At 61.8% G+C, this 11374-nt stretch carries 11 protein-coding genes and 4 pseudogenes; 9 read left to right on the plus strand and 6 right to left on the minus strand.

Annotation, left to right across the window (positions count from 1 at the left end; genetic code table 11):
• Positions 1-708, plus strand: a pseudogene (locus BLT92_RS00005) (Rne/Rng family ribonuclease); the annotation flags it as partial.
• Between the two features lie 108 nt (positions 709-816).
• Here the strand turns inward: BLT92_RS00005 and BLT92_RS00010 are convergent.
• Positions 817-1656, minus strand: a complete 840-nt coding sequence (locus BLT92_RS00010; protein ID WP_231938940.1) for an SPFH domain-containing protein — start codon at positions 1654-1656, stop codon at positions 817-819.
• Between the two features lie 408 nt (positions 1657-2064).
• Between BLT92_RS00010 and BLT92_RS21165 the strand changes: the two genes are divergently transcribed.
• The 7 genes and pseudogenes from BLT92_RS21165 to obgE (BLT92_RS00035) all read left to right on the plus strand — a co-directional run.
• Positions 2065-2856, plus strand: a complete 792-nt coding sequence (locus BLT92_RS21165) for an alanine:cation symporter family protein (protein WP_407922867.1) — start codon at positions 2065-2067, stop codon at positions 2854-2856.
• Between the two features lie 43 nt (positions 2857-2899).
• A pseudogene (locus BLT92_RS21170) lies at positions 2900-3082 on the plus strand (alanine:cation symporter family protein); the annotation flags it as partial.
• An 85-nt stretch (positions 3083-3167) separates the two neighbouring features.
• Positions 3168-3596, plus strand: a complete 429-nt coding sequence (locus tag BLT92_RS21175) for an alanine:cation symporter family protein (protein WP_407922868.1) — start codon at positions 3168-3170, stop codon at positions 3594-3596.
• A 110-nt stretch (positions 3597-3706) separates the two neighbouring features.
• Positions 3707-4021: a chorismate mutase gene (locus BLT92_RS00020; RefSeq protein ID WP_092101578.1), complete on the plus strand. Its 315-nt coding sequence runs from the start codon at positions 3707-3709 to the stop codon at positions 4019-4021.
• 177 nt (positions 4022-4198) lie between these two features.
• Positions 4199-4507 carry a 50S ribosomal protein L21 gene (rplU, locus tag BLT92_RS00025; protein ID WP_092101582.1) on the plus strand — a complete coding sequence of 103 codons (309 nt, stop codon included), beginning with the start codon at positions 4199-4201 and terminating at the stop codon, positions 4505-4507.
• Positions 4508-4520: 13 nt separating this feature from the next.
• A complete protein-coding gene (rpmA, locus tag BLT92_RS00030) occupies positions 4521-4772 on the plus strand; it encodes a 50S ribosomal protein L27 (protein ID WP_009884168.1) in 252 nt (83 codons plus the stop codon).
• Positions 4773-4855: 83 nt separating this feature from the next.
• Positions 4856-5926: pseudogene (gene obgE / locus BLT92_RS00035) on the plus strand (GTPase ObgE); the annotation flags it as partial.
• A gap of 9 nt (positions 5927-5935) precedes the next feature.
• On the opposite strand, the pseudogene obgE (BLT92_RS00040) reads toward obgE (BLT92_RS00035), so the two are convergent.
• The 5 genes and pseudogenes from obgE (BLT92_RS00040) to BLT92_RS00060 form a co-directional block, all read right to left on the minus strand.
• Positions 5936-7255: pseudogene (gene obgE, locus BLT92_RS00040) on the minus strand (GTPase ObgE); the annotation flags it as partial.
• An 82-nt stretch (positions 7256-7337) separates the two neighbouring features.
• Positions 7338-7589: a 50S ribosomal protein L27 gene (gene rpmA / locus BLT92_RS00045; protein WP_009884168.1), complete on the minus strand. Its 252-nt coding sequence runs from the start codon at positions 7587-7589 to the stop codon at positions 7338-7340.
• Positions 7590-7602: 13 nt separating this feature from the next.
• Positions 7603-7911, minus strand: a complete 309-nt coding sequence (rplU, locus tag BLT92_RS00050; protein WP_092101582.1) for a 50S ribosomal protein L21 — start codon at positions 7909-7911, stop codon at positions 7603-7605.
• A 176-nt stretch (positions 7912-8087) separates the two neighbouring features.
• Positions 8088-8402, minus strand: coding sequence for a chorismate mutase (locus BLT92_RS00055; protein ID WP_092101578.1), 315 nt, complete (start codon positions 8400-8402; stop codon positions 8088-8090).
• A 110-nt stretch (positions 8403-8512) separates the two neighbouring features.
• Positions 8513-10045, minus strand: a complete 1533-nt coding sequence (locus BLT92_RS00060) for an alanine/glycine:cation symporter family protein (protein ID WP_092101584.1) — start codon at positions 10043-10045, stop codon at positions 8513-8515.
• Positions 10046-10454: 409 nt separating this feature from the next.
• On the opposite strand from BLT92_RS00060, the gene BLT92_RS00065 reads away from it, so the two are divergent.
• The gene (locus BLT92_RS00065) at positions 10455-11294 is read left to right on the plus strand and encodes an SPFH domain-containing protein (protein WP_231938940.1); all 840 of its coding nucleotides are present in this window, start codon (positions 10455-10457) and stop codon (positions 11292-11294) included.
• The last annotated feature ends 80 nt before the right edge of the window (positions 11295-11374 follow it).

The raw sequence follows: 11374 nt of genomic DNA on the forward strand, positions 1-11374 counted from the left end.
CGCATCGGCACCGGGCTTGCCGAGTCCCTGGTCAGCGCCGGGGCCGACCTGTCCGGCCGCGGACTGCTGCTGCCGGGTTCAGAAGAGGACGGCTCGAAGGCGCACCACGGCAATCGGTCCTCGAACAACGACAGCTCGAACAGCAAACGTGATCGAAAGCGTCGCGGAGACAACAAGCCGTCGTCGTCGAAGGCCAGCGATTCCGCCGGCCAACCCGATGCCGCGACCAACGACGCCTCACGGTCGGCCGTTGCCGCCATCGCCAAGGCCACGATGAAGAAGGGCGAGACCGAGTCCAAGGACACTGGCAAGGCAAAGGACGCATCGGTGTCGAACGACTCCGAGCAGTCGCCGAGCACCGACAGCTCTGACGAATCGCGTGGCAGCGAGTCCACCGATGCGAACGGCAGCAGCAAGTCCGGTCGGTCGCGTACCCGCACGAGCAGGAGGCGGTCGAACTCACAGACTGCCGAAACGTCTGAGCCGGCCCAGAACAAGCCGGCACCGGACAAGCCGGCCCAGAAAAAGCCGGAAGTCCCTGCTGCCGAGCTTCCGCTGATGATCGGAGGCGACACTGCGACCAAGGTGGCCACGGCCGAGCCGGTCAAGGCCGCTCCGCGACGGAAGCCGGCTGCCAAGGCCGAGCCCAAGGATGAGTCAGCCCAGGAGTCATTGCCGACCTCGTTCGTCATCATCGGCGAAGACTGAACACATCGAAGGCAGTCGTCTGACTGACCCGAGCGTACAGAGAAGAGGCGTCCCGACACCGATCATTCCGATCGGCGGCGGGACGCCCCTTCTCTGTGCTGATGCAGTTCAGCTGCCGGATTCCTGATTCCTCGTTGTGCTGATCGTCGGTTGAGCTGCCTGATCGCCGCAGAGGACGATCATCAGGTTCGACACGAGATCGCTGCGTTCGAGCTGACCGAGCTTGACGATTCCACGCCCCTCGATCTGCTCGATGGCGGTCTCGACCATACCGACAGCACCCTCGACGATGAGCTGACGCGCTGCCACCACGGCCGTCGCCTGCTGGCGCTGGAGCATCGCACGCGCGATCTCAGCCGCGTACGCGAGCTGTGTGATGCGGGATTCGATGACGGTCACGCCCGCGGCAGCTACACGTGCAGCGACCTCGTTGGACACCTTCGACGTGATCTCATCGGCATTGTCGTGCAACGACATCCGGCGCGGATCCGAAGAGTCGTAGGCATAGGAGTTCGCGATGTGGCGCACGGCGGTCTCAGCCTGAATGGCGACGAACTCTTCGAAGTCATCGACCTCGAACAGGGCCTGAGCGGTGTCTTGAACCTGCCAGACGACCACGGCTCCGATCTCGAGCGGATTGCCGTCGAGGTCGTTGACCTTGAGCGTGGAGGTTTCGTGGTTCCGAATGCGCGTGGAGACCTGAATCTTCCAATACAGGGGATTGACGAAACGCAGACCCGACTGGCGCACAGTGCCGACGTACCTCCCATAGAGCTGGAGGACGACAGCATTGCCCGGAGCCACAGAAGTGCATCCCTTGAACATGAACATCGCGGCGATGAAACAGAGCACGGCCACCACGATGAGGATGACGCCGACCACAGCCTGGGCAACCGTCATGATGAGACCGAACACCGCAAGCAGGAGTGCCAGGAGGAGCAGAATCACGGCGCCGACGATGGCGAAGTATCCGGAAACACCCCCTGCAGGGCTTTCCCTGACCCGTTCGCCCTCCGGCGAGGCGATTCGCCGGCGCGGATCAGGAGGACCTCCGGGCAGCCCTTGCGGTCGCCGCTGCTGCGGGGGCTGCTGCGAACCATTCTGCTGACCGGGGACAGGCTGCTGACGACGCCTCGGGTCCGGGCGCCCTCCTTGGTGGGCTCCGGCTACTGCGGCGGCGGGGGAGGATCGTGTTGGTTGGGGTTCTGAGTCATGCTGTCAGTCTAAGACACAGAGTGAGACGTGCATCTCATAGGCGCCCTGATGATGTGATGCAGATAACAGTTGGATAACTGTATTCGAGTAGGGCGTATTAGTGCTTGCTACCTGCATGGGGGTACGGCAGGTTATTGCACCATGAACACTTTGCTACTGGCAGCAGATGCCCCCAAATCTCCAGTTGATGATGCGATCAACTCCTGGTTCGATCCGATCGCCACCTTCTTCGGCGGGATCATCTTCTTTCCCATCACCCTCGGCCCGATCTCATTCCCCTTCGTCGTCCTCTGGCTCATCGCTGCGGCACTGATCTTCAGCATCTACTTCGGCTTCATCCAGTTCCGCGGATTCAAGGTCTCCCTCGATGTCATTCGAGGCAAATACTCGTCCAAGAACGATCCCGGCGAAATCACGCATTTCCAGGCGCTGGCCTCCGCGCTGTCAGGCACAGTCGGCCTCGGCAACATCGCCGGCGTCGGTGTGGCGATCGCCCTCGGCGGGCCCGGTGCCACCTTCTGGATGATCATCGCCGGTCTTCTCGGCATGTGCACGAAATTCGTCGAGTGCACACTGGGCGTGAAATATCGTGAGATCGACGCAGACGGTGTCGTCTACGGCGGTCCCTTCAAGTATCTTCCCATCGCGTTCCGCAAGTTCTCGAAGCCGGTTGCTTCGGTTCTCACCGGCATCTTCGCAGTCTCCATCCTCATCTTCGGCGTTGTCGGCGGTGGCATGTTCCAGGCCAACCAGACCTTTGCTCAGGTCCGCACCGCCACTGGCGGCTCTGAAGGCTTCCTCGCCGGCCCCTGGGCGTCACTGATCTTCGGAATCATCTTCGCCGTTCTGGTCGGTCTCGTCATCCTCGGCGGAATCCGTTCGATCGCACACGTCACGACAAGCTCGTGCCCGCTATGGGAATCTTCTACGTGATTTCCTGCCTCCTCGTTCTGGGCATCAACTTCCCCAGATCCCGATGGCCTTCGGGGAGATCATCTCGGGCGCGTTCAATCCGCAGGGAATCGCCGGCGGCATCGTCGGCGTCATGATCATCGGCTTCCAGCGCTCGGCCTTCTCCAACGAGGCCGGCATCGGCTCGGCACCCATCGCCCACTCCGCAGTCAAGACGCGTCGGCCCATCTCGGAAGGCTTCGTTGCGCTGCTCGAGCCCTTCGTCGACACGGTCATCGTCTGCACCATGACCGCGCTGACCATCATCGTCGCGAACCAGCCCTCCTACACCAATGATCTCGGTGAAGGTGAAGATCGGCGGCGTGGCCCTGGCCTCGGATGCCTTCTCCACAGTTGCGAGCTGGTATCCGGTGCTCCTGGCGATCGCGGTGGCCCTCTTCGCATTCTCCACACTCATCACCTGGGCCTACTACGGTGAGCGAGCCTGGGCCTACCTCTTCGGCAAGTCGAACGGCGCGGCTACAGTCTTCCGCGTCCTCGTCTGCGTGTTCGTCGTCATCGGCTGCATCGCGAGCTTCAGCAAGGTCGTCGAGTTCGCCGATGCTGCGCTGTTCCTCTGTGCGTTCATCAACATCCTCGGCCTGTACATGCTGATGCCGGTGGTGAAGAAGGAGATGAAGAAATACCTGGCCGATCGCAAGGCCGGTACTCTCAGCGATCCCGACACCAAGGACGCCGTGCCGGTGGACCAGCCCGCCTGAGTCCAGCCGTCCTCTGAAGCCGACACCTGAGACCGATTCCGTGCCTTTGCATGGGGTCGGTCTCAGCGCGGCGACGAAGGAACGCCACGAGTCTCGTTAGACTGGTGCACGTGGATCAGATCAACGACAAGACACGTGCCCAGGAGCGACTGTTGGAACTGCGCGGAAGCATTGACAACATTGACGCAGCGCTCATCCATCTGCTCGCCGAGAGGTTCAAGCTCACAGAGACGGTCGGTGAGCTGAAGGCCGACCACGGCCTGCCTCCCGCCGACCCTGAGCGAGAGAGCAGGCAGGTCGCCCACCTTCGCGAATTGGCTGAAGATGCGCACCTGGACCCGGAATTCGCAGAGAAGTTCCTGACGTTCATCGTCGCCGAGGTGATCCGTCATCACGAAAGGATCGCGGAGACCCGAGAGGCCTGAGCTCGCAGTCCCTCACGGTTTGCCGATCGTCGGTCGAGTCCATTAGACTTGACCGTCGGTGCGTACGACGCACCACGGCTGGTGATTCCTCTCAATGGGACACCCGAAGAAAGTTCTTCTTCGGGAGCCAAGGGATCAACCGCCGTTCGTTTGTGTATGAACAGAAAGGGTTCGACCATGGTCTATGCCATTGTCCGTGCCGGTGGCCATCAGGAAAAGGTCAGCGTCGGCGACATCATCACAGTTAACCGAATGAAGGCGAAGGCCGGGGACAGCGTCGATCTCGACGCCGTCCTCCTCGTCGACGGTGAGACTGTCACGACCGACGTCGACGCCCTGTCGAAGGTTGCGGTCAGCGCAGAGGTCGTCAACGAACTCCGCGGTCCCAAGATCATCATTCAGAAATACAAGAACAAGACCGGTTACAAGAAGCGTCAGGGCCACCGCCAGGACCTCACCCGTCTGAAGATCACGAACATCAAGTAAGAGGAGACTTCACATGTCAAGCAAAAAGGGAGTCAGCTCGTCCCGCAACGGTCGCGACTCGAACCCGCAGTACCTCGGTGTGAAGCGCTTCGGCGGACAGGTTGTTAAAGCCGGAGAGATCATCGTTCGCCAGCGCGGAACCAAGTTCCACCCAGGTGCCAACGTCGGACGCGGCGGAGACGACACACTCTTCGCACTGTCGGCAGGCGCCGTGGAATTCGGTAAACGCAATGGTCGCAAGATCGTCAACATCGTCGGCGCTTGATCGACGAGTTCTGTTTTTTCCCCTCTTAGGGGTCCATGAAGGGTGAGTCTCGAGACTCACCCTTCATCTGATATAAGGACATTATGGCCACCGAGTTCATAGATCGTGTCACCGTCCATCTTTCCGCCGGGGACGGCGGCAACGGATGCGCCTCGATCAGGCGCGAGAAGTTCAAACCTCTCGGCGGACCTGACGGCGCCGACGGAGGGCAGGGCGGCGACATCAAATTCGTCGTCGACTCACAGACCACCACGCTGCTGCCGCTGCACCACCGTCCGCATCTGAACGCGAACGACGGCGGCATCGGCAAAGGCGATCTGCGCCATGGTGCAGACGGCGGGGACCTCATCATCGCCGTCCCCGACGGCACGGTCGTGAAGAACCAGAACGGCGACATCATCGCCGACCTCGTCGAGGCCGGAACCGAATACGTTGCTGCCGCGGGCGGTCGCGGCGGACTCGGCAACGCGGCATTGGCGTCATCGAAGCGCAAGGCACCGGGGTTCGCGCTGCTGGGCGAACCGGGCGAAAGCCTGAGCCTGGTGCTGGAACTCAAGACCATCGCGGACATCGCACTCGTCGGCTACCCCTCAGCCGGCAAGTCAAGTCTCATCGCCGCGCTGTCAGAGGCGAAACCGAAGATCGCGGACTATCCGTTCACCACACTCGCGCCCAACCTCGGCGTGGTCCAGGCCGGAGATGTCCGCTACACGATCGCCGATGTTCCGGGACTCATCCCTGGAGCCTCCGAAGGCAAGGGCCTGGGGCTTGAGTTCCTCCGTCACGTCGAACGCTGTGCCGCGCTGATCCATGTCGTCGACATGGCGACCTGGGAGCCGGGACGTGATCCCGTCTCGGACCTGACGATCATCGAGTCGGAGCTGGCTGCATATGCGGTCGACCTCGACGACGGAACTGGGCTGCTGCCCCTGTCCGAACGTCCCAAGCTCGTGGCGCTCAACAAGGTCGACATCCCCGACGGCCACGACCTGGCCGACATCGTCCGCCCCGATCTGGAGGCCGCCGGGTATCGCGTGTTCGAGATCTCCGCAGTCAGCCACGCCGGCCTGCGAGAGCTGTCCTTCGCAATGGCTCAGCTCGTCACAGCCGAGCGTGAGCGCCGTGCAGAATTCGAGGCGACCCCGCAGCGTGTCGTCAATCGAGACGTCGCCGTCGTCTCCGCCGACGACGATCGTGTCACCGGGCTTCGCACCGGCCTTGAACAGCGAATCTTCGACTCCGAGCCTGTCGAGACGATCGGACAGGTAACCGACTGCCTCGTCATTGGCGAAGTCGGTCTGCCGCACCCATCGTTCGGGTTTGACGCCGAGAACGCGGAAGATGGGTCCCTCGGCGTCTTTTTCCGCCCGGACTTCGAACCCACGGTCGTCGACAGCCTTGGGACGGATGACGACACGCTGCGGGGTCGCCTCGAATTCTGCACGGCGCTCACGCTCGGCTGTGACGAGCTGAGCCATTGCGAAGGACAGCTCTCGCAGGCCGGCGTGGCTGACTGCGGAGATCTCGAACACGCGATACCCGGCGGCCTCCAGATCGGGGCGGACGATGTCGGCCAGGTCGTGGCCGTCGGGGATGTCGACCTTGTTGAGCGCCACGAGCTTGGGACGTTCGGACAGGGGCAGCAGCCCAGTTCCGTCGTCGAGGTCGACCGCATATGCAGCCAGCTCCGACTCGATGATCGTCAGGTCCGAGACGGGATCACGTCCCGGCTCCCAGGTCGCCATGTCGACGACATGGATCAGCGCGGCACAGCGTTCGACGTGACGGAGGAACTCAAGCCCCAGGCCCTTGCCTTCGGAGGCTCCAGGGATGAGTCCCGGAACATCGGCGATCGTGTAGCGGACATCTCCGGCCTGGACCACGCCGAGGTTGGGCGCGAGTGTGGTGAACGGATAGTCCGCGATCTTCGGTTTCGCCTCTGACAGCGCGGCGATGAGACTTGACTTGCCGGCTGAGGGGTAGCCGACGAGTGCGATGTCCGCGATGGTCTTGAGTTCCAGCACCAGGCTCAGGCTTTCGCCCGGTTCGCCCAGCAGCGCGAACCCCGGTGCCTTGCGCTTCGATGACGCCAATGCCGCGTTGCCGAGTCCGCCGCGACCGCCCGCGGCAGCAACGTATTCGGTTCCGGCCTCGACGAGGTCGGCGATGATGTCGCCGTTCTGGTTCTTCACGACCGTGCCGTCGGGGACGGCGATGATGAGGTCCCCGCCGTCTGCACCATGGCGCAGATCGCCTTTGCCGATGCCGCCGTCGTTCGCGTTCAGATGCGGACGGTGGTGCAGCGGCAGCAGCGTGGTGGTCTGTGAGTCGACGACGAATTTGATGTCGCCGCCCTGCCCTCCGTCGGCGCCGTCAGGTCCGCCGAGAGGTTTGAACTTCTCGCGCCTGATCGAGGCGCATCCGTTGCCGCCGTCCCCGGCGGAAAGATGGACGGTGACACGATCTATGAACTCGGTGGCCATAATGTCCTTATATCAGATGAAGGGTGAGTCTCGAGACTCACCCTTCATGGACCCCTAAGAGGGGAAAAACAGAACTCGTCGATCAAGCGCCGACGATGTTGACGATCTTGCGACCATTGCGTTTACCGAATTCCACGGCGCCTGCCGACAGTGCGAAGAGTGTGTCGTCTCCGCCGCGTCCGACGTTGGCACCTGGGTGGAACTTGGTTCCGCGCTGGCGAACGATGATCTCTCCGGCTTTAACAACCTGTCCGCCGAAGCGCTTCACACCGAGGTACTGCGGGTTCGAGTCGCGACCGTTGCGGGACGAGCTGACTCCCTTTTTGCTTGACATGTGAAGTCTCCTCTTACTTGATGTTCGTGATCTTCAGACGGGTGAGGTCCTGGCGGTGGCCCTGACGCTTCTTGTAACCGGTCTTGTTCTTGTATTTCTGAATGATGATCTTGGGACCGCGGAGTTCGTTGACGACCTCTGCGCTGACCGCAACCTTCGACAGGGCGTCGACGTCGGTCGTGACAGTCTCACCGTCGACGAGGAGGACGGCGTCGAGATCGACGCTGTCCCCGGCCTTCGCCTTCATTCGGTTAACTGTGATGATGTCGCCGACGCTGACCTTTTCCTGATGGCCACCGGCACGGACAATGGCATAGACCATGGTCGAACCCTTTCTGTTCATACACAAACGAACGGCGGTTGATCCCTTGGCTCCCGAAGAAGAACTTCTTCGGGTGTCCCATTGAGAGGAATCACCAGCCGTGGTGCGTCGTACGCACCGACGGTCAAGTCTAATGGACTCGACCGACGATCGGCAAACCGTGAGGGACTGCGAGCTCAGGCCTCTCGGGTCTCCGCGATCCTTTCGTGATGACGGATCACCTCGGCGACGATGAACGTCAGGAACTTCTCTGCGAATTCCGGGTCCAGGTGCGCATCTTCAGCCAATTCGCGAAGGTGGGCGACCTGCCTGCTCTCTCGCTCAGGGTCGGCGGGAGGCAGGCCGTGGTCGGCCTTCAGCTCACCGACCGTCTCTGTGAGCTTGAACCTCTCGGCGAGCAGATGGATGAGCGCTGCGTCAATGTTGTCAATGCTTCCGCGCAGTTCCAACAGTCGCTCCTGGGCACGTGTCTTGTCGTTGATCTGATCCACGTGCACCAGTCTAACGAGACTCGTGGCGTTCCTTCGTCGCCGCGCTGAGACCGACCCCATGCAAAGGCACGGAATCGGTCTCAGGTGTCGGCTTCAGAGGACGGCTGGACTCAGGCGGGCTGGTCCACCGGCACGGCGTCCTTGGTGTCGGGATCGCTGAGAGTACCGGCCTTGCGATCGGCCAGGTATTTCTTCATCTCCTTCTTCACCACCGGCATCAGCATGTACAGGCCGAGGATGTTGATGAACGCACAGAGGAACAGCGCAGCATCGGCGAACTCGACGACCTTGCTGAAGCTCGCGATGCAGCCGATGACGACGAACACGCAGACGAGGACGCGGAAGACTGTAGCCGCGCCGTTCGACTTGCCGAAGAGGTAGGCCCAGGCTCGCTCACCGTAGTAGGCCCAGGTGATGAGTGTGGAGAATGCGAAGAGGGCCACCGCGATCGCCAGGAGCACCGGATACCAGCTCGCAACTGTGGAGAAGGCATCCGAGGCCAGGGCCACGCCGCCGATCTCACCTTCACCGAGATCATTGGTGTAGGAGGGCTGGTTCGCGACGATGATGGTCAGCGCGGTCATGGTGCAGACGATGACCGTGTCGACGAAGGGCTCGAGCAGCGCAACGAAGCCTTCCGAGATGGGCCGACGCGTCTTGACTGCGGAGTGGGCGATGGGTGCCGAGCCGATGCCGGCCTCGTTGGAGAAGGCCGAGCGCTGGAAGCCGATGATCATGACGCCGACGATGCCGCCGGCGATTCCCTGCGGATTGAACGCGCCCGAGATGATCTCCCCGAAGGCCATCGGGATCTGGGGGAAGTTGATGCCCAGAACGAGGAGGCAGGAAATCACGTAGAAGATTCCCATAGCGGGCACGAGCTTGTCGGTGACGTGTGCGATCGAACGGATTCCGCCGAGGATGACGAGACCGACCAGAACGGCGAAGATGATTCCGAAGATCAGTGACGCCCAGGGGCCGGCGAGGAAGCCTTCAGAGCCGCCAGTGGCGGTGCGGACCTGAGCAAAGGTCTGGTTGGCCTGGAACATGCCACCGCCGACAACGCCGAAGATGAGGATGGAGACTGCGAAGATGCCGGTGAGAACCGAAGCAACCGGCTTCGAGAACTTGCGGAACGCGATGGGAAGATACTTGAAGGGACCGCCGTAGACGACACCGTCTGCGTCGATCTCACGATATTTCACGCCCAGTGTGCACTCGACGAATTTCGTGCACATGCCGAGAAGACCGGCGATGATCATCCAGAAGGTGGCACCGGGCCCGCCGAGGGCGATCGCCACACCGACGCCGGCGATGTTGCCGAGGCCGACTGTGCCTGACAGCGCGGAGGCCAGCGCCTGGAAATGCGTGATTTCGCCGGGATCGTTCTTGGACGAGTATTTGCCTCGAATGACATCGAGGGAGACCTTGAATCCGCGGAACTGGATGAAGCCGAAGTAGATGCTGAAGATCAGTGCCGCAGCGATGAGCCAGAGGACGACGAAGGGGAATGAGATCGGGCCGAGGGTGATGGGAAAGAAGATGATCCCGCCGAAGAAGGTGGCGATCGGATCGAACCAGGAGTTGATCGCATCATCAACTGGAGATTTGGGGGCATCTGCTGCCAGTAGCAAAGTGTTCATGGTGCAATAACCTGCCGTACCCCCATGCAGGTAGCAAGCACTAATACGCCCTACTCGAATACAGTTATCCAACTGTTATCTGCATCACATCATCAGGGCGCCTATGAGATGCACGTCTCACTCTGTGTCTTAGACTGACAGCATGACTCAGAACCCCAACCAACACGATCCTCCCCCGCCGCCGCAGTAGCCGGGAGCCCACCAAGGAGGGCGCCCGGACCCGAGGCGTCGTCAGCAGCCTGTCCCCGGTCAGCAGAATGGTTCGCAGCAGCCCCCGCAGCAGCGGCGACCGCAAGGGCTGCCCGGAGGTCCTCCTGATCCGCGCCGGCGAATCGCCTCGCCGGAGGGCGAACGGGTCAGGGAAAGCCCTGCAGGGGGTGTTTCCGGATACTTCGCCATCGTCGGCGCCGTGATTCTGCTCCTCCTGGCACTCCTGCTTGCGGTGTTCGGTCTCATCATGACGGTTGCCCAGGCTGTGGTCGGCGTCATCCTCATCGTGGTGGCCGTGCTCTGTTTCATCGCCGCGATGTTCATGTTCAAGGGATGCACTTCTGTGGCTCCGGGCAATGCTGTCGTCCTCCAGCTCTATGGGAGGTACGTCGGCACTGTGCGCCAGTCGGGTCTGCGTTTCGTCAATCCCCTGTATTGGAAGATTCAGGTCTCCACGCGCATTCGGAACCACGAAACCTCCACGCTCAAGGTCAACGACCTCGACGGCAATCCGCTCGAGATCGGAGCCGTGGTCGTCTGGCAGGTTCAAGACACCGCTCAGGCCCTGTTCGAGGTCGATGACTTCGAAGAGTTCGTCGCCATTCAGGCTGAGACCGCCGTGCGCCACATCGCGAACTCCTATGCCTACGACTCTTCGGATCCGCGCCGGATGTCGTTGCACGACAATGCCGATGAGATCACGTCGAAGGTGTCCAACGAGGTCGCTGCACGTGTAGCTGCCGCGGGCGTGACCGTCATCGAATCCCGCATCACACAGCTCGCGTACGCGGCTGAGATCGCGCGTGCGATGCTCCAGCGCCAGCAGGCGACGGCCGTGGTGGCAGCGCGTCAGCTCATCGTCGAGGGTGCTGTCGGTATGGTCGAGACCGCCATCGAGCAGATCGAGGGGCGTGGAATCGTCAAGCTCGGTCAGCTCGAACGCAGCGATCTCGTGTCGAACCTGATGATCGTCCTCTGCGGCGATCAGGCAGCTCAACCGACGATCAGCACAACGAGGAATCAGGAATCCGGCAGCTGAACTGCATCAGCACAGAGAAGGGGCGTCCCGCCGCCGATCGGAATGATCGGTGTCGGGACGCCTCTTCTCTGTACGCTCGG

This window comes from Brevibacterium picturae, from assembly GCF_900105045.1.
In the GTDB taxonomy this organism is placed as follows: Bacteria; Actinomycetota; Actinomycetes; order Actinomycetales; family Brevibacteriaceae; genus Brevibacterium; species Brevibacterium picturae.